Origin of the sequence: Oceanobacter sp. 4_MG-2023 (assembly GCF_030689165.1) — a bacterium.
In the GTDB taxonomy this organism is placed as follows: domain Bacteria; phylum Pseudomonadota; class Gammaproteobacteria; order Pseudomonadales; family Oceanobacteraceae; genus Oceanobacter.
Map to the genome: position 1 here is coordinate 29,264 of NZ_JAUYVV010000022.1, position 22,513 is coordinate 51,776.

General features: G+C 53.8%; 20 protein-coding genes and 1 tRNA gene. 12 read left to right on the forward strand and 9 right to left on the reverse strand.

The annotated features are described in order from the left end of the window. Genes Q8W24_RS13785 through Q8W24_RS13825 form a run of 9 tightly spaced genes read left to right on the forward strand, consistent with a single transcriptional unit; the run spans position 1 to position 9,401 of the window. Positions 1-327: a DUF2590 family protein gene (locus Q8W24_RS13785; RefSeq protein ID WP_305475678.1), complete on the forward strand. Its 327-nt coding sequence runs from the start codon at positions 1-3 to the stop codon at positions 325-327. A 5-nt stretch (positions 328-332) separates the two neighbouring features. Next, complete coding sequence (locus Q8W24_RS13790) at positions 333-1,523, forward strand: baseplate J/gp47 family protein (RefSeq protein WP_305475679.1); 1,191 nt, start codon at positions 333-335, stop codon at positions 1,521-1,523. 5 nt (positions 1,524-1,528) lie between these two features. Beyond that, positions 1,529-2,143, forward strand: coding sequence for a phage tail protein (locus Q8W24_RS13795; RefSeq protein WP_305475681.1), 615 nt, complete (start codon positions 1,529-1,531; stop codon positions 2,141-2,143). A gap of 1 nt (position 2,144) precedes the next feature. Further along, positions 2,145-4,697 (forward strand): hypothetical protein, encoded by a 2,553-nt coding sequence (locus Q8W24_RS13800; protein ID WP_305475683.1) that lies wholly within the window; start codon positions 2,145-2,147, stop codon positions 4,695-4,697. 10 nt (positions 4,698-4,707) lie between these two features. Beyond that, entirely contained in the window at positions 4,708-6,252 is a 1,545-nt protein-coding gene (locus Q8W24_RS13805) for a phage tail protein (protein ID WP_305475685.1), read from the forward strand. Then, a complete protein-coding gene (locus tag Q8W24_RS13810; RefSeq protein ID WP_305475687.1) occupies positions 6,249-7,055 on the forward strand; it encodes a hypothetical protein in 807 nt (268 codons plus the stop codon). Before Q8W24_RS13805 ends, Q8W24_RS13810 begins: the two co-directional genes overlap by 4 nt. After that, positions 7,052-7,615 (forward strand): hypothetical protein, encoded by a 564-nt coding sequence (locus Q8W24_RS13815; protein ID WP_305475688.1) that lies wholly within the window; start codon positions 7,052-7,054, stop codon positions 7,613-7,615. Before Q8W24_RS13810 ends, Q8W24_RS13815 begins: the two co-directional genes overlap by 4 nt. Next, on the forward strand, positions 7,615-8,349 hold the full coding sequence (locus Q8W24_RS13820) for a hypothetical protein (RefSeq protein ID WP_305475690.1): 735 nt from the start codon (positions 7,615-7,617) through the stop codon (positions 8,347-8,349). The genes Q8W24_RS13815 and Q8W24_RS13820 overlap by 1 nt, the downstream gene beginning before the upstream one ends. Next, positions 8,346-9,401: a phage baseplate assembly protein V gene (locus Q8W24_RS13825; RefSeq protein ID WP_305475692.1), complete on the forward strand. Its 1,056-nt coding sequence runs from the start codon at positions 8,346-8,348 to the stop codon at positions 9,399-9,401. The genes Q8W24_RS13820 and Q8W24_RS13825 overlap by 4 nt, the downstream gene beginning before the upstream one ends. 502 nt (positions 9,402-9,903) lie before the next feature. Here Q8W24_RS13825 and Q8W24_RS13830 read toward each other — a convergent pair. From Q8W24_RS13830 to rpsU, 5 genes are all read right to left on the reverse strand, one after another. After that, a tRNA-Ile gene (locus tag Q8W24_RS13830) sits at positions 9,904-9,980 on the reverse strand. Between the two features lie 158 nt (positions 9,981-10,138). Next, positions 10,139-11,956, reverse strand: a complete 1,818-nt coding sequence (rpoD, locus tag Q8W24_RS13835) for an RNA polymerase sigma factor RpoD (RefSeq protein WP_303434201.1) — start codon at positions 11,954-11,956, stop codon at positions 10,139-10,141. 215 nt (positions 11,957-12,171) lie between these two features. After that, positions 12,172-14,103, reverse strand: coding sequence for a DNA primase (gene dnaG / locus Q8W24_RS13840; protein WP_305475694.1), 1,932 nt, complete (start codon positions 14,101-14,103; stop codon positions 12,172-12,174). Between the two features lie 122 nt (positions 14,104-14,225). Further along, a complete protein-coding gene (locus Q8W24_RS13845) occupies positions 14,226-14,672 on the reverse strand; it encodes a GatB/YqeY domain-containing protein (protein WP_303434203.1) in 447 nt (148 codons plus the stop codon). 30 nt (positions 14,673-14,702) lie between these two features. Then, positions 14,703-14,918 (reverse strand): 30S ribosomal protein S21, encoded by a 216-nt coding sequence (gene rpsU / locus Q8W24_RS13850; RefSeq protein WP_303434204.1) that lies wholly within the window; start codon positions 14,916-14,918, stop codon positions 14,703-14,705. A gap of 250 nt (positions 14,919-15,168) precedes the next feature. Here rpsU and tsaD point away from each other — a divergent pair, with 250 nt between their 5' ends. From tsaD to folK, 3 genes are read left to right on the forward strand one after another with little or no spacing between them, the layout of a single operon-like run. Continuing rightward, positions 15,169-16,230, forward strand: a complete 1,062-nt coding sequence (tsaD, locus tag Q8W24_RS13855; RefSeq protein ID WP_305415250.1) for a tRNA (adenosine(37)-N6)-threonylcarbamoyltransferase complex transferase subunit TsaD — start codon at positions 15,169-15,171, stop codon at positions 16,228-16,230. Further along, positions 16,223-16,576: a dihydroneopterin aldolase gene (folB, locus tag Q8W24_RS13860; RefSeq protein ID WP_303434205.1), complete on the forward strand. Its 354-nt coding sequence runs from the start codon at positions 16,223-16,225 to the stop codon at positions 16,574-16,576. Before tsaD ends, folB begins: the two co-directional genes overlap by 8 nt. Then, positions 16,576-17,097, forward strand: coding sequence for a 2-amino-4-hydroxy-6-hydroxymethyldihydropteridine diphosphokinase (folK, locus tag Q8W24_RS13865; RefSeq protein ID WP_303434206.1), 522 nt, complete (start codon positions 16,576-16,578; stop codon positions 17,095-17,097). The genes folB and folK overlap by 1 nt, the downstream gene beginning before the upstream one ends. A gap of 16 nt (positions 17,098-17,113) precedes the next feature. Here folK and Q8W24_RS13870 read toward each other — a convergent pair whose 3' ends face one another. The 4 genes from Q8W24_RS13870 to Q8W24_RS16950 form a co-directional block, all read right to left on the reverse strand. Next, complete coding sequence (locus Q8W24_RS13870; protein ID WP_305453007.1) at positions 17,114-18,343, reverse strand: multifunctional CCA addition/repair protein; 1,230 nt, start codon at positions 18,341-18,343, stop codon at positions 17,114-17,116. 144 nt (positions 18,344-18,487) lie between these two features. Beyond that, positions 18,488-20,098: a conjugal transfer protein TraF gene (gene traF, locus Q8W24_RS13875; protein ID WP_305475695.1), complete on the reverse strand. Its 1,611-nt coding sequence runs from the start codon at positions 20,096-20,098 to the stop codon at positions 18,488-18,490. Positions 20,099-20,490: 392 nt separating this feature from the next. Then, positions 20,491-22,287 (reverse strand): FAD-binding protein, encoded by a 1,797-nt coding sequence (locus tag Q8W24_RS13880; RefSeq protein ID WP_305475697.1) that lies wholly within the window; start codon positions 22,285-22,287, stop codon positions 20,491-20,493. A 1-nt stretch (position 22,288) separates the two neighbouring features. Further along, a complete protein-coding gene (locus tag Q8W24_RS16950; protein ID WP_368501395.1) occupies positions 22,289-22,504 on the reverse strand; it encodes a ferredoxin family protein in 216 nt (71 codons plus the stop codon). Positions 22,505-22,513: the final 9 nt, after the last annotated feature.

The following is a 22,513-nucleotide window of genomic DNA, read 5'->3' on the forward strand; positions in this document are numbered from 1 at the left end:
ATGGCGACATATATTGACCTGCTCATTACCGACGACGACATCAGCACAGACACCGCCGGTCAGCCACTACTGGTCACAGACCGCGACGTCATTGCCCAGGATACGAGGCACGCAATCCGAGAGAGCGGGCTATTAACCAAACTGATCGGCCAGCGTGACAGCCAGCAACGGGCACTGGTACGCAAACAAATCCGGCAGGTAGTCGAATCGGACAGCCGGATAAAACCCGGAACCAGTGCCGTAACAGAATATTTTGCCACCACCAAAAACGTACAAATTACCGTCACCGCCGAAACTGAATTCGGCCTGATAACCGTGGGAGCCTGACATACATGGCCATCGATACAGAAACCCAGGAATTTTTCACACAACAGGCAGCCGATGCGGGAATCCCAACCACCCAAACAGAGCTGGAAACCGAGTTTCAAACAGAGGCAGACGACGCTGGATTAACGTTCAACAACAACAGCACATACAGCCCGTTCTGGCGGTTCCTGCGTGCCATCGCCACAACACCCGTGTTGTCACTGCTGCAATGGGTGATCACCGAGATCACACCAAACCTGTTTTTAAAATACGCCAGTGACACCTGGCTAGACCTGATCGGCTGGGGCCGAAATATCGAGCGCAAAGACGCGAGCACACTGACCGGTGAAATAACGTTCAACCGCACCACCACCGGCACAACCCTGCCGATCCCCACAGGCACATGGATCAAAACCCCGGCAATCAACGGCACCGTGTACCGCGTAAAAACCACCGCCGCCGGCCAATTCGGCAGCACAGACACAACCATCACAGTGCCAGTAGAGGCCGAAAATACCGGCGTAGCCTACAACCTGGCCGCCGGATATTTCACCGTCCTTGACCCACCAATAACCGGCGTCACCAGCGTGACCAACGCCAGCGACTGGATTACAACCCCGGGCGCCGACGACGAATCAGACGACGACTACCGAGAACGAATCCGCGCTCGGTTCCCCGCAGTATCAGACTGGCACGTCAACGCCGTATACAAATCAATCATCGCCGAACAGGTGGGCATCGAATACAGCCGGATATTCATCGACCACACACAGGCACCACGAGGCCCTGGCAGCGCGGACGCCCTCGTGTTGTTTGATGCTGGTGTTGCCAGTGATGACTATCTATCTCAGGTAAATGAGCACATCAGAACAGATGGAAATCACGGACATGGTGATGATCTACTCGTGAAATTGTTCCCGGAAACCCTGCACGACATCACCGCCACAATGTATGCAGCATCGGGCACCAGTGCTGCAGACATGGCCGCCGCACAGGCAGAGGCAGAGCAAATCATCCGCTGTGCATTCCGAGAAAACAGCGCATACAGCGTCACACAGGTCACATTCAACAGCCGGTTTAGCCTGGCTAACCTGGCCGCCGAGATCCGTGTACTGGTGCCAGTATTGTCCAACGTAGAGTTTAACGTTTGGAGCATTGTCAGTGCCGCTGACATCCCCCGACTGCAAACACTCACAACGACGATTCAGGAGGTATAACCGTCATGGACTGGAGCAAAATAAGCCTGATTTTCTGGCAAACCGGAACCAAAGAAAAAGCCGACGCCAGCGCGTTCAGCACATTCATCGACACCTGGTGGCTGAAAGTACGCGGCTGGCTGGAATTTCCGCTGCGCGTCTACGACGTAGACACAGCCCCCATGTTTATCGTTGATATGCTGGCCTGGGAACGCGACGTTGACCGATTCAATGGCGAAAGCGAATCGCTATACAGACTGCGAGTAAAAACCGCATACGAAAACGCAAAAGACGCGGGCAGCGCCGCCGGATTCAAACGGATCTGGACCCGGCTCGGACTGGGAAACGTAACAATTACAGAACGGGTCTACGGAGATGACTGGGACATAGTAGAAATTCAAATGGCCCCGGCAGATATCGCGAGCAATGAGGCACTGATCAATTTGCTGGTAGATCAATATGGCCGGACATGCCGCAGATACCAGATAACAACACAGAACGAATCAGAATTGGTTGCTGTAATACATAGCATACAAACAGACACCAGCCACCTGTCCGCCAGTACCGACGCATTCGGCCAGCTGATTACATTCAACGGTGAACCACTGACCATCACTGGCGAATTATTGGAGATTAATTGATATGGCAAAAGACCTAAACACCGATCAAGTACCCGTTGTAGAGCACGAATCCGGCGGTCACGTCCCATTCATATCGCCAACTGGCGAACTCAAAAAAATATCATTGGATAAGTTATACGAGACTAATCTGTCAGAGAACGTATCTGACGAGGCCGGAACCAACGTACAGGATGCGTTATACACGGTAAATCAGCGATCAATTGCTCCGCTATTAACACAACAGTGCCTGTCTCGTGTTGTACGTATATTGTTTACCGGGACATCAATTGAGGCCTCCAGTGCTAGCGGATACCGTATGTGGTTTGAGTCGTTAAAAGCTGCGTATGGGGATTCTGGCAATCTCACGGAAATTTTAGCGGCGTTAGGAGGTAGCTACGAGGATATATACGACGGGTGGTACAAACAGCCATTCTCTGGGTTGAGACTGCACCGGCTTCGTGGGGACAGTGATAGCGACTCCATTACACTCCGGCGTGGTTTCTCTCGTCGTATTCTGATTAGATACAGCACAGAAACGGATGGCGGCTCTTGCGATGTCGATGTTAACGGAGTGTATTACGCGACTATAGATTGTAGTGGTGCGCAGAGTATGGCCAACGAACTCAATATTGATTTTGACGATATTGGGTATCACACAATTACATTTCACCCACCAACGACAGGATATGTCTACCTCGAATCTATTGATTGGTGCCTAGATAACCCCGGCATCCACGTTATGGACGGGACGTATGGTGGATCTACTATTCAGAATTATATTATTGATAGACCAACAGTGGGAACTCAAGTAGACCCGGTTCCTGTTGTTGGAGACACTGGGCTTGAGGCGCTATTTAATAACCAGTCTGAATACTCTAAACCGGACTTGGTTATTCTTCCGTATACAGTTAATGACGCTGGTACAGGGGTGTCCAATGTTGAGAATTACGCAATACCGACAATGAATAAAGTTATCGAGTACACAAGGGAATCCGGCGCTCACTGCATTACAATGTGCGAGATGGGTGGCCACTACTCGATGCCCGCTAGTTCTAGACACACGTCATTCAAGCTAATGCGCAATGCCATACTGTCAACAAAATTAGAACCGCACGTAACAATGATTGACTGGCACTGGCTTAGTGGATTAGATACTGATGATGAGGAGCAATTAGCAGTATTAGCGGCTAGATACTACAACGCAACTAATGTAGATATTTCCGCAGGCACATTTGATGGAGACTTTATCCACCCCAACTACGTCGGGCAGTCTGTTATCTCAGACGCATTGCACGCACTTTCTGGCACTCCACACATTGTAGACACGAACACGGCTCTCGGGGCTGACCCACAGATATTTTCAACATCATCTACAATCCCACGCGATGCGCCGATGTACTCGGATGAGTTAGTAAATAATTTTGGTTTTTCCAAAGAGGCATTAAACCAACTAGGAACTATTAACCGATATACGATTATTGGGAACGCGATAAACCCTGTGTCACACATGCAGGAGCCGCTATGGGCGTGCCCCGAAGAATTAGGGTTTACGGCGCAATACGCTACTGACATAGAAGAGAGTACGACGGAGGATCAGTATGGGAAATATGTTGATTACTCTAGTGAGTCTATGTATATGAAAAACCCGCTAGGTTTCGCTGATTCCTCAAAAAAGATGACGGTAACTATGTTAGTAGGGGAAGGTGATGTGAATATGCGTGTAAATAATTATTCGAATACCGAACGCCTTCCTATGAGTCTTCGAGGTATAGATAATCCAGATATAGGAGGGTCGATAACAGCAGGGTATGTATTTAAAAATAGAGAGAAAAAACCAAAAATTTTCTCTATGACGTTTTTAATCGACGACTCCACAACATATTTTGTCACAACAGGGCGTCTCTACGGATTTTGGATAACCGCTACTGATTTTGCGTGTATTCCGGGAACTACTAGCACAAACGCGCACTATCTATCATCTCCACAAACCGCAACAGCAGAGCTAGCGTTATCTAATGTAATTGAAGGGCAGGAGTATATCGATAACGGGATTAGTAAAATAGCACTGAGACGACCATGCGTTAATGCAATCACGGGTGGCACGGAGTCATTATACCGATGCGCTGACATTTCTGACCGGGAATTTATGACGTTGGAAGGGACTTTAACGGAGGGAGAATATAATGACCGACTCGGAGGGCCGGAATATTCTACATCGTCAGGCACTGTTTACTGGAGTGGCGCAAGTACGTTCGGTGAATCAGACGGTGGAACAGATATGGGGATTGTTCTTCCCGGCATGTACGACTATGGCCCATGGAAATTGACGTTGTATTCTTCGTCATCAGGAAGAACGCTATACATGGATGACACAGGGGTATGGCATGACAGCAATCAGGCTATCTATGTTGATTGTTACCGTGGTATGCCGATGTTTATTCCGTTTACATTACCAACAGACACAGCACTATGGGATGGTTATTCGAACTATAAATTGAGGGTTCAGCAATTGGGGGGTACTCCACCAAAAACGAAATATCTGTCACTCTGCCCCGGCGTATTAGCCACAGTTTAAGGAGTATTTCATGTCAGTAATAACAACAGCTGGCGAGCAATTCCTCGCAACCGTTGCCATCGGACAAAACCCGATAACAACGACCGACGATAACGGTCAACCCGTTGTAGGCGATCAGATCATAATTGCAAACGTATCGGGTTTGGATGTCAGCGCCACACCGCCGAAAACGGAAACAGTACCAACGGCCGATGTCGTAGACACAGTACCGATTAACCGGGCCGGTCTCGCCAGCGAATCAACCGCCGTTTTTTCAGCGGTGATCGATTCAAGCCGGGGAGATTATTCATTCAACTGGATAGGCCTGTACAACAGCCAGTACGACGTACTGATCGCCGTGGCATATGAGCCAGAACAATCAAAATACGCCACAAATGGTGCAGATATTGGCAACGTGCTAACAAAGAATTTTTCGCTAACAATGACCAGTGCAGCGGCAGTCACCGGTCTGACAGCCGATATCGAAAGCTGGCAATTTGACTACCTCGAACGATTCAAAAGCGCCGAGTCACTGGCGCAAACAGCAACAGCAGGGATATTCGGCACCGCATGTTTCGAATCACCAGCTGGTAGCATCATTGGTTATAACGTCCAAACTGGACGCGCAGTAATCAATGGCCTGCTGACAGTCATACCCAGCACAAACCTGACAGCCCTGTCATCCGAGCCATTGGAAAGCCACCCGTTTTACGTGTATGCCACAGTCAGCCAGCAAGCGACGATCAATAGCGTCAGCAATGTATGTGACATAGAAACCAGCTCATCAGCACTGAGCAGCTACGATAACCAGGGCACCCACTATCACCGCGAACTGATTGCAACCATCACAGGGCCATCATCCATCACGGACAACCGAGCCAGCGTGGATACAGAGCTGCTGCCTGCCCCGGTGAAATCAGCCATCGATGCAACCATTGCGGCCGCAGAGGCAGCGACGAACTCAGTCACAGCGATTACCGCCGCCGCTGCCGCCGCCCAATCAACAGCAGATACCGCCCAATCAACAGCAGACACCGCCCAATCAACAGCAGACACCGCCGTAACCGCCGCCGCTGCCGCCCAATCAACAGCAGACACCGCCGTAACCGCCGCCGCTGCCGCCCAATCAACAGCAGACACCGCCGTAACCGACGCCGCTGCCGCACAATCAACAGCAGACACCGCCGTAACCGACGCCGCTGCCGCCCAATCAACAGCCGATGCACGAATGCAGGGGAGCAACAATCTCTCAGAGATCAGCAGTACAGAATCCAGCCGTCACAACCTGGGCATTTATCAAATCGTCGTCGAATCAGACGGCACCGTCAGAGACGGCCCAACGGGCTGGACAGCAAACAAAACCGCCACCGGAACCTATCAGATCTTTCCAACGCCAGCGCTGGGAACATCAATCAACGTCATGGCCAATCGTCTGGGAGACGACCTAGGGTATGCCGGAGAAAACACTGCCAACCGGACCACCAATTTCTTTGAAATAAAAACGGGTGTTAATGCTGCAACCAGTCAAGACTGGGTGTTAGAAAACGCCGCATTTATTGCAACGGTGTACGCGTGACCTGGCAGGCCACAACCCGCACACCGGCCACCTGGGCAACTGACCCCGGCATCACCGGCCAGCAGCAATTTGCACTGGCCGGTCTGGTCGTGCCTGACGACGTGACCACCGCCAACAGCCTGGCCAGCACTGCCGCGGCCAGTGCCGCCAACCGCGCCAACATCACAGCAGCCCGTCAGAGCATGGCAACAGCCATAATCACCCCATGGGCAACAGGCACACCAGAGAGAGGCCGCAGCGTAGCATTCAGCCTCACACCAGACACCGTGCAAACCAAACTGGCAGACCAGTCTGCCGGATTTGATGCCATGCTGGCATTTGTACTGCCAGCCGACACCGCCGCCCAACTGGCTCAAAAACTGGCAACACTCAATACCGCACTACCATCACCAAAACTGTCAGCCGCATGGCGCACCGCCACGGCATACGCCAGCCACGAAACCGAAAAATATTACCTGGCAAATGAGCCAGAACCGCTGACCACTACCCACACCGGCGGCCAGCGCGAGCACGACACCGCAGACACCATCATCAGCCTGTCAGAAGCCGTTGCCAGCGACACCAACCCGGCCGATCGGCTGGCCGCATTTGCCAACCAACGCGCCCAACGCCACGCCGACCAAACCGCCGCGATCACAGGTTACGGCGGGGCCATCGAATGGGCCCTATACCTGGCGGGCGATCTGGCAACCCAACTGGCCAGCATCACACCACCAGACACCGCCGCGCCATACAGCGCCGGTTTTGCCATATACGGAACAGCTGACCAGCTGGCACCACTGAAACAGGAGTTAGGATTGTGATCCTGGAACGCAACGGCACCACCACCGAACTGCAACTGCTGAATCTGGCCGTATCCGTAAAACTGCCGATCAAAAACGCCGACGTCAGCGCCAGCAGCAGCAGTACCGACACCATCAACACCGGCACCAAAGGCAAACGCCTCAGCGTAGCCGGGCGCATACCATTCGCCAGTGCAGACGACCTAACAACGATCATCAAACTAGGAGAGGCGCTAAACGACGACGGGACCCGCGCCGTTTACACCATCGTCGACGACACCGCCGACGCGGCCGACATCACAAACGTAAAATTTGATGGCGATTTTGACGCCCGAAAAATTCCAGACCTGCAGGCCTGGGCCGTCACATTCTCGCTGACGGAACACCTCAGCACAGCAGAGCGAGTAGAGGCACAACGCAACGCCGGATACACCAGCGCCAGCGCCAGCACCGACACAGCCACAGGAACAGAAATAACAGACACAGACAGCGCCATCACAGACACAGAATCAGATCACGGCATGATCTGGCAGGTGCTCAAAAAACTGGATGAAATCATCGGTGAACTAGAGGCCGACTAATGCGAATCGACACGGCACTGAACATCAACCACACCACCGCCGAACTCATCAGCAACAACGTAAAATTAGAGCTGAACACACCCGGCCGAGCCATCATCACCGCCATCACAGACACCGACCCACAATCAGGTCAGGCAATCACCCTGGACGCAAAACTCAACGGCACCAACTGGCGGCCAGTGATCTGGGGATACATCGACACAGTCCAACCGCTGGCCGGTGGCGCATGGCAAATACTCGCCCGCGAACTAGCCGCCACACTCAACCGACGCATACCAATCAATCTACGCCAACCGCTGCCAGCCGACGTACTGCAGACACTCAGCGACCAAACCGGCGCAGTATTTGTACTGCCAGAATCAGACTGGACAAAAACACAGATCCCACGATACCAACACCTGGGCGGCGGCTATGGCGCACTCGACAACATGCTAAAAACGTGGGGAGTCACAGACGGGATCTGGCAACAGCAAACAGATGGCCGGATCTACGTGGGCGAACGAAAAAACAGCGCCACCGGCGCCAAAACCATCGACCTACCAGCCAGCATATTCGACAGCCTCAGCACCCTGGGCGGCACATTGCCACTAACACCACGGATACGCCCAGGAATCAGCATCACAATCAACGGCGGCCAGCCGCAGATCATCCACAGCATCGAAATAGCAGGCGACACAATGCGCCTGCAATGGCGATCAATCATCAACAGCACCACACTCCGAGCACTCACATGACAGACGATATCCGCCGCCAGATCCTGCGCGAGTTCCCCGAACTGGCCGCCGGATACCACACCCCACAACTGGCCGAAATAACAGCCGTACCAGACGCCCCGGCCGCCGGCGGAATTAGCGACAACTACCGCCCGCGCTATGCCGTCACCGTAGAAATGCTAACCAGCACAGGAACAGGCACAGGCATCCAGCTGGACGGCGTACCCGTGCAACTGCCAGCCGGTGGCGGAGCAGAACGCGGCCTATTTTCACTGCCAACCATCGGCACACTGGTAATCATCCAATGGATCGGCGGCAACCCAGAGCGCCCAATCATCACCGGCACCCTGGGAGACAGGAACGCACTGCCACACAACAGCGCCACAGGACAAACCTGGCAACAGGCAAACCACCAACGCCAGCAAATCGACGCCGCGGGCAACTGGAGCCGCGAAACAGACCAGACCATCAGCGACACCGCCGACAGCATCAGCCAATCAGCGCGCCTGCTGGCCCAAACCATCGGCCACGAAAACCGCCGCATCCATGGCCACAGCCACACCGACGTAACAGGCACCCACACAACCGAAGCCGCAGCCATCCACATGCTGGCCGAAACCGTCGCCAACATCCTGGCCGCAGGCAGCGTCAATACCGTGGCCGGACAACACATCACCGCCAGCGCCAGCGGAGATATCCGCCAACACGCCACCGGCCAGCGCCTGAACACCACAGACGGTGACATCATGGACGACACTATCGGCAACCGAGAAACCACAACCGGCGGAAACAGCAACAGCACCACCGACGGCGAACACAACACCACCGCCGGAACATCCGCCAGCCTCACCGCGCCACTTATCCACATCGGCCCCGACGGCCAAAACCTGCTGGCCACCATCAGCGCCGCACTGGCCCAGATATCAACCGCACTGACCAACATCAGCACCATGACAGTCACATGCGCAGCCCCAGGCAGCGCCAGCAGCGTACCGATCAACGCCGCCGCCTTCGTGGCCGCACAAACCGCAATCGACAGCCTGAAATCCCAGCTGGACGCCGCCACAAAATAACCACCGCCAGAAACAAAGAACCCGGTCAATGAGCCGGGTTTTTTATGCCTGCTGCCTACCGATCCCCCCAGCAACCACGACCAACCAAAGCCAAGGCATCACCAGCGCCAAATAAAAAACACATCCAGATATAAAAATCACTCCACCTCACCCCACTTCCGGGCTTTATCCAATAAATTTGTGCGGGTGGCGTGCGTGTGCAAACAGACGCCAGCCCGCGCCAGCACTGGGGCTGTAGAGGGTTTTAAGAATCCGCACAAAATGCGGAAAAATGCGGAGTTGTGCGGGTGGGAAAAGAAGGACAAACCAGAAACGCCAGAGCTGGTACGGGTTTCCGGCCGGTTTGGCTATCCGCACAACTGCGCGGGAATGGGCGGTGTTGCCAGAATAATTGACACCAATGTTGACACCCTGACAGGGTTTGACACTCAAATGACACCGGGTTTGTGTTCGTAATAAAACCCGGATTTGAAAACCAAGGTACTGATTTTAAAGGAAAAAATGGTGGGCCTTCCCAGACTTGAACTGGGGACCTGCCGATTATGAGTCGGATGCTCTAACCAACTGAGCTAAAGGCCCTTCTGATCGAGGTGTGCGGTCGCACGCCTCTGGTTGCTGCCATAACTGGCAAAAACAGGGCGCTGATTATAAATTGGCGCTCGTGACTATGCAAAGAGTAGATATAAAAAAACCGGCGCAAAGCCGGTTTTTTTATATCACGCTGGCCGATTACACGACTATTCGTCGATAAAGCTGCGCAAGTGATCTGAGCGGCTGGGATGACGCAGCTTGCGTAATGCCTTCGCTTCGATCTGGCGGATACGCTCGCGGGTCACGTCAAACTGTTTACCCACTTCTTCCAGAGTGTGATCGGTGTTCATATCGATACCGAAACGCATACGCAGCACTTTGGCTTCACGGGCCGTCAGGCCAGACAAGACGGAGCGGGTCGCTTCGGTCAGGCCATCGTTGGTGGCGGTATCCATCGGAGACTCGGAATGCGCGTCTTCGATAAAATCACCCAGATGCGAATCTTCATCGTCGCCGATTGGCGTTTCCATGGAGATAGGCTCTTTGGCGATTTTCAGTACTTTGCGGATTTTGTCTTCTGGCATTTCCATTCGTTCTGCCAGTTCTTCCGGCGTTGGTTCGCGGCCCATTTCCTGAAGCATCTGGCGGCTGATACGGTTCAGCTTGTTGATGGTTTCAATCATGTGTACCGGAATACGAATGGTGCGTGCCTGGTCGGCAATCGAACGGGTGATTGCCTGACGAATCCACCAGGTGGCGTAAGTCGAGAACTTGTACCCACGACGGTATTCGAATTTGTCGACGGCTTTCATCAGGCCGATGTTGCCTTCCTGAATCAGATCCAGGAATTGCAAACCCCGGTTGGTGTACTTCTTGGCGATCGAGATAACCAGACGCAGGTTGGCTTCCACCATTTCTTTCTTGGCGCGGCGGGCGCGGGCTTCACCGATGGAAACGCGACGGTTTACTTCCTTGATTTCCGGGATGCTCAGGCCAACACGGGTCTCAACGGCTTGTATTTTGCGTTGGGCACGGAAAATATCGAGCTTGTAGGTGTCGAGTTTTTTCGAGTAGGGCTTGTTAGAGGCGATCAGGCCTTCAATCCAGTCATGATCAACTTCGTTGCCCTGGAAAAACTTGATGAAGTCCTTGCGATCCATCCCGCACTTGCGCGTCATCATCATCATGATCTGACGTTCCTGGGTGCGAATGACGTGCAATGATTCACGGGCAGCGACGACCAGTCGTTCAAAGTACTTGGGCGACAGCTTGATCGGCGCAAAGACAGAGGCCAGTTCAGACAGGGCCGTTTCGGCTTGTTTGCTGGCGCGGCCATGTTTTTCAATCGTGGCCAGCACTGCTTCGTTGGCGTCGTAGATTTCTTCGAAGCGACGGTTAACCTCGGTCAGGTCGATACCACCGCTTTCTTCGTCATCGTCGTCATCGCTGTCTGAGTCGTTTGTTTCTTCGACTACGGCATCAGGGCCACTTTGTGGGCCGGGTTCCGGGTCTTCATCGGAAGGGTCGATAAAGCCGTTGAAGATATCACCAATGCGGTTCGGGTCCTGTTCGGCGTCTGCAAATGCCTTGAGGATGGTCTGTACGGCGCCCGGGTAATAGGACAGTGCTGACATCACTTCGCGGATGCCTTCTTCAATACGCTTGGCGATAACAATTTCGCCTTCACGGGTCAGCAGCTCAACGGTGCCCATTTCGCGCATGTACATACGGACTGGGTCGGTAGTGCGACCAACATCGCTTTCAACGGATGCCAATGCAGCAGCGGCTTCTTCAGCGGCAGCATCGTCGGCAGCATCGTTCATGAACAGTGCTTCGCCATCCGGTGCCACTTCTGATACCGGAATGCCGATGTCGTTGATCATGCGGATGATGTCTTCAACCTGATCCGGGTTGGCAATGTCATCTGGCAGATGGTCGTTCACCTGAGCATAGGTGAGGTAGCCTTGCTCTTTACCTTTGGCAATGAGTTCTTTCAATCGGGACTGTTGGGTATTCGCAGACATAGGGGCCCTGTGATCCGTTGGTATCAGGCGTGGCAAGAAAAGCGCCGAAGTATATCTTTTTGACCGGTTTTAGGCCAGCACCAAGGGGATGGGTTCCATCCGGGCTGTGAATAAAAATATACAACAAGGACTCTTTGTGTTGAGTCGGGGCATTTCTGATACGACTTATCCATATGGGGGTGAATGTTTGTGTTTTCAAGCAGCATAGACCGGATCTAACGCTGATGTGGGTTGTTCAGGTAAATATCGCCACGTCCGGCGGTGAGTTCACGGCGTTGGCGTTGGTAGGTTTTCAGCTGTTTTATATCGTCGGCGCTCATTTGGCGGCGGCTTTCCTTGTGCTGGTAGCGCGCCAGTAGTGACTGGTATTCACGTTCCGTCTGGCGGGCACAGAGGCGCTTGATGGCATTGCCAACTTCGGCAAGAACGGGTCTGACCGGTGTTTCGTTGTGGTTGGCCAGGCGAGTCAGCTCGGTGTGGAAGGGGGTGCCTATCCATTGTATGAGTAGTCCAACGCTGCTGGATTGTGGCGATTGATGCAGCTTTTTCATAACTTCCAGCAAGAGTTGTTCGCGCTCGGTGAGGGGCTCAAAGTCGACGGGGTCCAGCTGGCTGGCGAGTGCCGGATTGCGTATCAGGGCGGACAGTGCGCGTTCCACTGCCGCTACCATGCGTTGGCTGTCGCTGGCGGAACTGTTGTCGGAACCGCTTTGACCAGTCTGGTTATTGTAGGGGTGGCTGGTATCGGTGGTGTCATCATCGAGCCAGGCGGGCACGTTATCTGAGTGTGGATGGCGCTCGATTGCTGGCTGGTGATTCTGGCTGGCAGGTGGCGTGTGATCGTCATCGGCGCTGTTGATTTTGTTCATTGCCCGGCTTTGCACGCCCAGCTGTTTTTCCAGTTCAGCGGTCATCAGGTCGCGCAGGGTGCCACGCGGGATCTTGCTGATCAGTGGCGCGGCCAGTTGGTCCAGTCGTGCTTTGCCATCCAGGCTGTCGAAGTCGACCTGTTGTTTGAGGTGATCAAACAGAAACTCTGGCAGATGGCGGGACTGGTTCAGGCGCTGTTCGAAGGCTTCTTTGCCTTCCTGTCGTATCAGGGTGTCCGGGTCTTCACCATCGGGTAAAAACAAAAAGCGGGCTTGCAGGCCATCTTCAAGGATGGGCAACACGGTTTCCATGGCCCGGGCAGCGGCGGTGCGACCAGCGGCGTCGCCGTCAAAGCAGAAAATCAGTTCGGGCACCATTTTGAACAGCCGTCGCAAGTGATGCTCGCTGGTAGCGGTACCAAGGGTGGCAACGGCGTAGTGAATTCCGTATTCGGCCAGGGCGACAACATCCATATAGCCTTCGACGATCATCAGGCGATTCAGTTTCTGGCGAATTTTGCGGGCTTCGTAGAGGCCATACAACTCTTTGTTTTTCTGGAATATCGGCGTTTCCGGCGAGTTGAGATATTTGGGTTTTTCGTCGCCCAGCACGCGGCCACCAAAGGCGATGACGCGGCCACGGATATCCCGTATCGGGAACATGATGCGATCGCGGAAACGGTCATAGCAACGGCCGTCGTCTTTTTCGATCAGCATGCCTGATGTGATCAGTTGTTTGATATCGCCGGGAGTGTGGCCCAGAGCATCGAGCAGGTTGTCCCAGCCGGGCGGGGCGTAGCCAATGGCAAAAAACTTGGCTGCCTTGCCGGAGAGGCCTCGGCTTTTCAGGTAATCGACGGCGCGCTGGCGCTGGTCATGCTGACGTAGCTGGCGACTGAAAAAATCACTGGAGTGAGACAGTTGGCGATACAGGGGATCCTGTTCTTGCTGCTGCCGTACCATATCCTGGCTTTGCTGGTCGCGAGGGACATCCAACCCGACACTGGCGGCCAGTTTTTCGACGGCATCAGGGAAGCCCAGGCCGTCAAATTCCATCACAAATTTCAGCGCGCTGCCGGAGGCGCCACAACCAAAACAATAGTAGAACTGTTTCTCGCGGCTGACGGTAAACGAGGGGGTGTTTTCATTATGGAAAGGGCAGCAGGCGGAGTAATTTTTGCCGGCCTTTTTAAGCTTGACGCGACTGTCTACCACATCGACAACGTCGGTGCGTGAGAGCAGTTCATCAATAAATGCTTGTGGTATCCGGCCCGCCATCGATTATTCAACCCGTCGACAACTACACCTGCGGTATAGCGTAAATAAAGATAGCAGAAAACAAAAAACGCCACTGTAAAAAAGTGGCGTTTTGACTCTGGCGTTGGTGTCTGTCCAGCCGCTTAACCGAGTATGGCTTTCACCATTCGGCTGACTTGCGCCATATCTGCGCGGCCTTGCACCTGTGGTTTGAGGATGCCCATAACGTTACCCATGTCCTGCACGGAGGCAGCACCGGATTGTGCAACGGCATCAGCAACGAGCTGGCTCAGCTCATCTTCACTCAGAGCTGCTGGCAGAAATTCGCTAAGCACATCAATTTCGAATTGCTCAACGGCTGCCAACTCATCGCGACCTGCTGCCGTATACTGGGCAATAGAATCGCGACGTTGTTTGGTCATCTTGTCGAGAATAACCAGAGCCCGGGCATCATCTACGTCGATGCGCTCGTCCACTTCCACTCGTTTGAACTCAGCAGTTAATAATCGCAAGGCGCCCAACCGGTCTTTCTGTTTGGCGCGCATGGCGTCTTTTACTGCTGCTTTTACCTGTTCAACCAAAGTACTCATGATGGCTCCTGTTGTTATTCAGAACAAAAATCAGTACAGGCGAACCAGCTTGCGTGATTCACGTTGTACTTTTTTCAGGTGACGCTTGACGGCAGCAGCAGCCTGGCGTTTACGGATCCAGGTTGGCTTTTCGTAGTGTTCACGACGACGTACTTCAGACAGTACACCGGCTTTTTCACAAGAGCGTTTGAAACGACGCAGAGCGACGTCAAATGGTTCGTTTTCTTTAACTTTTACAGCGGGCATCCAATCACCTACGTTTTAGCTGAATTCTTTTGTCGAGGCCGATGATTCAGGAAACTCCTGCACGGACCCCAGTTAGAGGGCGGGCATTCTAATGTTTTTTGCAGCGGAATGCAAAGCCCTGACGGTCTGTTTGGTTGGCTTTCGATCAACTGGGCCGTATTATGGGCGGCTTGGCTGTTGCTGCAAGATATTCTTGGTGGCGGTCGACCAAAATCAGGAGCAGGTGAATGAACGTGTTGAAGGGTGTGGCGTGATTGTATTGGGGCTGGAAACGTCTTGTGATGAAACCGGTATTGCCGTTTACGATACCCGCCGTGGATTGCTGGCGCACCGGTTGTATTCCCAGATTGCCGTGCACGCGGAATATGGTGGTGTCGTGCCGGAACTGGCTTCGCGGGATCATGTTCGCAAGGTGATGCCACTGATTCATGAAGCGCTGGCGGAGTCCGGTCTGGTGGTAAACGATCTCGACGGCATTGCCTACACATCGGGGCCTGGGTTGGTTGGAGCCTTGCTGGTTGGGGCCTGTTTTGGCCGCAGCCTGGCCTGGGCGCTGGGAAAACCGGCGATTGGCGTTCATCATATGGAAGGCCATTTACTGGCCCCCATGCTGGAAGATAATCCGCCGGAGTTTCCGTTTATCGCCCTGTTGGTCTCGGGTGGCCATACCCAGCTGGTACAGGTGGACGGTATTGGTCAGTATCAATTGCTCGGTGATTCGCTGGATGATGCGGCCGGAGAAGCGTTCGACAAGGCGGCCAAAATGATGGGACTGCCTTACCCTGGCGGCCCGGCTCTGAGTCAGCTGGCGCTGGTCGGTGACGACAAACGCTTTACGTTCCCGCGGCCAATGACCGACCGGCCTGGTCTGGATTTCAGTTTCAGTGGTTTGAAAACCTTTACCCGTACCAAAATCCTGGCGATGGCTGTCGATGGTGTATTGGCAGAACAAGACAAGGCTGATATCGCTGCCGGGTTTCAGGCGGCGGTGGTGGATACCTTGTCGCTGAAGTGTAAACGGGCGATGAAACAAACCGGTATCAAGCGGCTGATTATTGCTGGTGGGGTCGGTGCCAATACCCGCTTGCGCCAGCAGTTGCGAGATACCGCGGAAGCCATGGGCGGAGCGGTGTATTACCCCCGTCTGGAGTTTTGTACCGATAACGGTGCCATGATCGCTTACGCCGGAGCACAACGTTTGGCGGCGGGTCAATCTTCAGATTTGGCGGTGGCGGTTGTTCCCCGTTGGCCTTTGGTTGATTTACCGGCTGTCGCCGGAGTAACAGCAATGGAGATCGCCATCGATGGATAGAGTGTTTATTGAAGGCCTCAGGGTGGACGCCGTCATTGGTGTATTTGAGTGGGAAAAACAGGTTCGCCAGCCGTTGGTGTTTGACTTGGAAATGGCCTGGGATATTCGTCAGGCCGCGGTGACCGATGATCTGGCGTTTGCCCTGAATTATCAGGCGGTTACTGAATATATCGAAGGGTTTGTGCGTGAGCAGCACTTCCAGTTACTGGAGTCGTTGCTGGAGCGCTTGTCTGACGGGTTATTACAAGAATTTGGCATGCCCTGGTTGTCGATCCGGGTAGAAAAGCCGGCAGTGGTGCCGCAAGCGCGGGCTGTCGGGTTAAAAATTGAGCGAGGAGTCTTGTAATGGCGGTTGTCTTTCTGGGGATCGGTTCCAACCAGCGGCCAGAAGAAAACATCGTGGCTGGCTTGGTGGCACTGGAGCAGCAGTTTGGGCTGGAACAGGTGTCGCCCTGGTACCGCTCACCAGCCATGGGGTTTGATGGCCCGGCGTTTATCAATCTGGTGGTCAAGATCTCGACCGACTTGTCGTTACAAGCGTTGGGGCGTGTGCTCAAGCAGCTGGAGCGGGATTTTGGCCGCGCTCCCGATGCGGTGAAATTTTCATCCCGTACGCTGGATGTGGATGTATTGCTGTACAACGATCTGGTTGGTGAATACGAAGGCCATTCGTTACCGCGTGGTGATATCCGTCGCTGTGCTTTTGTGTTGCGGCCGTTGCTGGATATCGCACCGGACCTGAGTTGCCCATCGAGTCATCAGCGGTTTGACAGTTTTTGGCCAGCATTGGCCTTGCAACCGCTGGAGCAAATCACGCCACCGGTGGATGTCGAAGGGCGAGTGCCCTGCTTCAAGCAACCTGCCTGATGGCTAAGATCAGGCATCACGATGCCTGATGCGCTTTCCAGTCTTCCAGGTGGGTTTTTCTGGCGGCCGCCAGTGCGGGTCGAATAGCGGCTCCGCTAATACCGGTGGCGATAATGTCCTGGGCGCTGATGGTCAGTACTGCTGCCAGCGCGCGTTGCAAATACTCCACTTGCGGGTAGTCGCAGTCTTCAAAACCGGTTCGGCCTCTGGAATCCGCCTTGGCAACCAGCAGCAGTTGCTCAAACCGCTCCCGCCGACGCCAGACATCCACCCCATCGAATAACTTCAAGATGGTTTCTGGTCGTAATTCCAGTGCCCGGTGCACATGGGTGTGCCATTGACTGGACAGCAAGGATAACTCGGCAGCATCTTTTGGGGTTTTCAGGCGTTTGGCCAGTTGCTTGGCCGGCTTGATGCCTCGTGTTTCGTGGCCAATATGACGCGGCCATTCTGCTGGTGCGGTCAGGGCTTTGCCCAGATCGTGGGTCAGAGCCGCCCAGCGGACTGCCACCAGGCTGGAGAGACGTGCTGCCGCGGTGAGTGACATCAGGGCATGGATGCCGCAGTCGATTTCCGGGTGATGCTGTTCCGGTTGTGGCACGCCAAACAGGGCGTCGATTTCCGGGAACCAGACCGCCAGTGCGCCGCAGTCACGCAGCGTTTGAAAATAGACCGCAGGCTGGTTTTCTTGCAAGGCGCGTTGGGTTTCTTGCCAGACCCGCTCTGGCACCAGGTGGTCTAGCTCACCGGCTGCTACCATGGCGCGCATCAGGGTTTGGGTTTCGTCGGCGACGGTAAAGCCCAGGGATGCAAAACGAGCGGCAAAACGTGCAACCCGTAATACCCGCAAAGGGTCTTCTGAAAACGCCGGAGAAACATGGCGCAACAGCCGGTTGTGCAAATCCCGTTGGCCGCCATAAGGGTCAACCAGGCTGCCATCTTCTTGCTGCGCCATGGCGTTGATGGTGAGGTCCCGTCGCAGCAAGTCTTCTTCCAGTGTAATGTCGGGGCTGAAACGGCATTCGAAACCTTGATAGCCGTTGCCGGACTTCCGCTCGGTGCGAGCGAGAGCGTATTCCTCGTGGGTGTCCGGGTGCAGGAATACCGGAAAATCGGCTCCGACCTGTTCATAACCCTGGTCGAGCAACTGTTGTGGTGTTGCGCCAGTCACAACCCAGTCGTGATCTTTTACCGGAATGCCCAGTAGTGCGTCGCGGACGGCACCGCCGACCAGATAAGGCTGCATGATGTTGGTTATCCTGAACGAGTGGGTTGTCTGGCTTTGCTTGTCTTGCCAGAACGACAAGCATAAAAAACGCCAGCGGGCTTGTCACCTGCCGGCGTTTTCGGGTTGGTGTGACACCCCTGTTGGGCGTGTCAGGCCGAGGTATTAAAAGTAAAAACCGGTTTCCAGAGCGATGCCGGCTTCTTTTTCAACATCGTTGGGGTTGGCCATGGCGGCAATATCGATATGCACGCCAAAGGGCGAGAAGCCGAAACCGATCGAAGCGACTTCGGCATCGGAGACACTCAGGTTGGTGCGGTAACCGGCCCGCAGCTGCAAGGTGTTGTAGATATCAAATTCTGCGCCGACAGCGACATATTGCGTGGGGTTTTCCCAGGCAACCGGGTCGTTTTCGGTGAGATCAACGTCCAGGGCGACGGTGGTCCAGTTGCCATTAAAGGCCAGGCCTGCGCGGAACTGGGGGTTTAGGGATATTTTTGGCCCTGCCAGAGTGGTTGAGTCTGCTGAGCCGCGAATCACCACTTCCTTGGCTTGATAGGTTTTGCCAATCAGGTTTTTACCAACCAGACCAAATACCCATTTGTTGGTGGCTCCAAAACGGAAGGAAGCCCCCAGATCGACGTTGAACTGGTTAAAGGTTTCGGAAGCATCTTCCAGGTCCTGCTCGTCGATATCACCTTCATAGTCGGCTTCTGCGGCATAGTGAAGCGTGATAACGCGTTGGTATTTCGGTGTGATACCAATGGCCACTTTTTTGTCCCAGATGCTGAACTCCCGGGAAAAGGAAACCCCGAGGTCAGAGACAGCAACACCCACCATTTCCAGATAGGAGTCCATGTCGGCATCTTCGGCTTCAGAGCTCAGCTGGCCATTTTCGATGATACTGATATCACCGGCTGCGGTGGAGATGCTGTCGGATGTGTAGTTGCTGGTATTTTCGGCTTGAGTGGTAATCCAGTCGAGATCATCTTCTGTCACATCACCGTTCTCGGCATCGTTGAGCAGCGCGTCGAAGTCGGTGCTCAGAGCGTCGGCATCGTCGACGTAACCACTGGCGGCATCACCATAGCCGTTAATCAGGTTGTTATCGTTCGAGCTGTAGCCAACGCGGCCAGAAAAGGTCACGTTGGCAGACAAGCTGATGGCCGCGGCAAAACGTTTGCTGGGCAAGGCAATGGCGGCAGAAGTGCCCAGACGGCCACTGAAGGGGTTGCCGGAGATAGAAGTCAGATCACTGGTCAGCTGGTCTGTCAGGCTGTCGACCTGTTTCAGGTCGTCATTGACGGTGTCCAGAGCACTTTGCAAGTTGTCGTTTTTGGCGCGTAGTTCGGCGATGGTTTCATCGACATTATTGACATCGTTTGCGCTCAGGTTGTCGAGTGCGTCGTACAAGGCCTGGGAGGCATTATCCAGTTCTTCCAGGTGCTGGTTGAAGTTGTTATTTTCGGCGTTATCAAACAAAGCTTCAAATTCAGGAATCAATTCGTCATTCATGTCGATGAAGGTATCGTACATTTCTTCTTCATCGGCGATGGAAAGTCCTAGCTGTGGAAACAGGATGGCAAAATCATCATCGTGTTCGGCTTGTGATAGCAGCGAGGGGTTGTAGGCCGGCGCGTGCGCACGTTGGGCACTGGCAACACCGGTATTACCCATCGCAAGCCCTCGGGCGTCCATCGGCAAGAAAGGGGTTGCCTGAACACTGGCTGCACCCAGTGTGGCAATGGCTATAGCAAGCAGTGAGCGTGTCATCATATCCGGGTCCTGATATTGATCTATGTGATAAAGCGATTGATGCGTATTACTTCACGGCCTGGTCATGCTTGATCTTTTTCTCGTCACTGGGTATTCGCTGCCTGGTATGACGAAAATAGAGTCATAAAAAAGTCATCTTTTGTTGGCGCTGTAAAGTTCCGTAATGTTAGCGATTTTTTTTTACTCTTGCACGGCTATTGCTGGATAAGCAGGCTACTGGCTCATTTGGCACTGCAGACAGAACAGGGGAGGAGGTAAGGAGGAGGTTGGGAGCAAAGAAAGTACCTGCAGCTTGTTTGAGCAGCTGCAGGGTGGCGGGTCAGGGACAGAACATAATAATATTACGGAATAATGAAACCAATGATGCGATTATGGTTCTTTATTGGTCGCTATCATCCGTTAGCGACAGGGTTTGCCGGGAAATTTGGCCACATATCAAAAGGCTGTTTTTCGAATAGCATCTCACCATCTGGGCCTTGTTCTATGTTGATCCAGGCCTGCCAGTTTTCTTTATCGACTTCCGGGTAGTCGAGGCGATAATGGCTGCAGCGGCTTTCGGTACGCATGATCGATGCCTTTAATTTCATTTCGGCAGTAATAATCATGTTTTCTGTTTCATGAGCAAGACGTAATGCATGTAAATCCTCAGCCATTAACATCGGACTGTGGTGGTCTCGCAGTTCTTCGATGTAAGCCAGAGCGGCTTCCAGTAAACGGCCTTTTTTAATATATAAAACAAAATTCGGAATCATGATGCCCTGCAGAACCTGAGTGACCCAGGCCGGGCTGTAGCCCCGCTCACGCAGCAATGGAGCCAGGATTTGCTCGGTATTGTGGCGCTGGTTGGCAGTGCTGATCGGATTGTGTGGCAAGGTTGCACTTTGTTTGGCGGCTGCTTCACCGGCAATGGCTCCCTGCACGGCTGAACCGGCCAGTGACGAGCCAATCTGGGTGTAGATGCCGCCCGACATATAAGAACCCAGCGCATCACCGGCAGCATACAAACCTGCAACGGTACTCAGGCCGGTTTCATTTATGGGAACCAGTCCTTCGGATTTGTGAATGGCCATGCCGGCACTGGAACCTCCCACCTGTTCACCACCCATACCTGGAGGGCCGGAGGGTCTGCCTTTACCAAACAGCGCTGCCAGGCCGGGCTCTGGTGGTGGCATGGGCGGGCGACGGTCCGGGTGCCTGAATGCGTCGGGTATCCATGGGCCACCACTCAATTCGGTGTCTGTTTGGGCTCCGGGTGGTGCCATGGTGACCGGAGCACCCAGATTATAGGCTTGATAATTGAGGTCAACGCCGAGATCGTGGTGTACCTCAATCCCCGTGGTGGATGGCTTTTCTTCAATTTGACCATGCCAGTTGTCATAACTGGAGCCTGAATTTTGGGCGGACCCCGGGTGACCATCGTTCCATTCCTTGCCGGTGATCTTGGCACCAATCTTATAGGCCATGATACTGCCGTCGTGGGTCAAGTCGCAGACCGGAAAGCCATTGGGCTTGAAGCCACCAGAGCCGGTACACAGCACAACGGTTTTGGCGTGAAAGTGGATGATTTTGGGGCTGTCGAGACTGAAACCGGAGGCTCCCACAACACGACCATCCTGCTTGACCAGATGGGTAATCATGATGCGTTCGTGCAAGGGAATGCGGCGTTCTTCGATGGGCCGCATAAACGACTGGTTGTACAGGGGAGAATCAAAGAACCCCCAGGCTTTTAATTCCTGTACCCGATCATAAGAGTGTTCAGCCATTTGGCGGGTAAATACCGGATTGTTGGTATCTATGGCGGATTCCGTTACTTTTTCTACGAACTCATCCAGGCTGATCTGGCTGTTATGCTTGTCGTAACAAAAAATACCTTTGGCAAAAGGCGTCAGGCCGGAGCTGCCTAGGCGGCCTTTCGATACCATGGCGACCGTGGCCCCGGCATCATGTGCCTTGACGGCGGCAAAAAGGCCAGCCATTCCGCCACCAATCACCAGCACATCGGTGGTCTGGTTGTCGGTGGTGAATTCGGCGGATTCGATTTTGCGTTTGTTGATGGTTGGCGGTTGCCCCAGAAAATGCTGACCCAGCGCATAGCTGCCAATGGCTGCGCCGACAGCACCGCCGGTGAGGCCGATAAATTGACGCCGGGATAATCCGCTTTGCCCGGCTTGGGTGTCTTGCTTGCTCATGTTATCTCCAGGAAACCATAACAGGGATGCTTTTTTCCGGCGTAATGGTGATTGCTCCGACCGGACAATACAGGCGACACAAATGGCAAATCTGGCAGTCTTCTGGATAAGCGATCACGGCCTTTTTGGTTTCCTGATCCAGTTTTATCACATCGGTCGGACAGCTTTTAATACATGACTCGCAACCAATGCAGCCAGAAATCTGATGAATAGGCATAATGAAACG

Excerpts from the sequence above, each read along its gene's own strand:
- Q8W24_RS13800 (WP_305475683.1), top strand. The coding sequence starts at position 2,145 with ATGGCAAAAGACCTAAACACCGATCAAGTACCCGTTGTAGAGCACGAA.
- Q8W24_RS13785 (WP_305475678.1), top strand. The coding sequence starts at position 1 with ATGGCGACATATATTGACCTGCTCATTACCGACGACGACATCAGCACA.
- Q8W24_RS13805 (WP_305475685.1), top strand. The coding sequence starts at position 4,708 with ATGTCAGTAATAACAACAGCTGGCGAGCAATTCCTCGCAACCGTTGCC.
- Q8W24_RS13845 (WP_303434203.1), bottom strand. The coding sequence starts at position 14,672 with ATGAGTACTTTGGTTGAACAGGTAAAAGCAGCAGTAAAAGACGCCATG.
- Q8W24_RS13795 (WP_305475681.1), top strand. The coding sequence starts at position 1,529 with ATGGACTGGAGCAAAATAAGCCTGATTTTCTGGCAAACCGGAACCAAA.
- dnaG (WP_305475694.1), bottom strand. The coding sequence starts at position 14,103 with ATGGCGGGCCGGATACCACAAGCATTTATTGATGAACTGCTCTCACGC.
- Q8W24_RS13870 (WP_305453007.1), bottom strand. The coding sequence starts at position 18,343 with ATGCAGCCTTATCTGGTCGGCGGTGCCGTCCGCGACGCACTACTGGGC.
- folB (WP_303434205.1), top strand. The coding sequence starts at position 16,223 with ATGGATAGAGTGTTTATTGAAGGCCTCAGGGTGGACGCCGTCATTGGT.
- folK (WP_303434206.1), top strand. The coding sequence starts at position 16,576 with ATGGCGGTTGTCTTTCTGGGGATCGGTTCCAACCAGCGGCCAGAAGAA.
- traF (WP_305475695.1), bottom strand. The coding sequence starts at position 20,098 with ATGATGACACGCTCACTGCTTGCTATAGCCATTGCCACACTGGGTGCA.
- Q8W24_RS13820 (WP_305475690.1), top strand. The coding sequence starts at position 7,615 with ATGCGAATCGACACGGCACTGAACATCAACCACACCACCGCCGAACTC.
- Q8W24_RS13880 (WP_305475697.1), bottom strand. The coding sequence starts at position 22,287 with ATGAGCAAGCAAGACACCCAAGCCGGGCAAAGCGGATTATCCCGGCGT.
- Q8W24_RS13825 (WP_305475692.1), top strand. The coding sequence starts at position 8,346 with ATGACAGACGATATCCGCCGCCAGATCCTGCGCGAGTTCCCCGAACTG.
- Q8W24_RS16950 (WP_368501395.1), bottom strand. The coding sequence starts at position 22,504 with ATGCCTATTCATCAGATTTCTGGCTGCATTGGTTGCGAGTCATGTATT.
- rpsU (WP_303434204.1), bottom strand. The coding sequence starts at position 14,918 with ATGCCCGCTGTAAAAGTTAAAGAAAACGAACCATTTGACGTCGCTCTG.
- rpoD (WP_303434201.1), bottom strand. The coding sequence starts at position 11,956 with ATGTCTGCGAATACCCAACAGTCCCGATTGAAAGAACTCATTGCCAAA.
- Q8W24_RS13790 (WP_305475679.1), top strand. The coding sequence starts at position 333 with ATGGCCATCGATACAGAAACCCAGGAATTTTTCACACAACAGGCAGCC.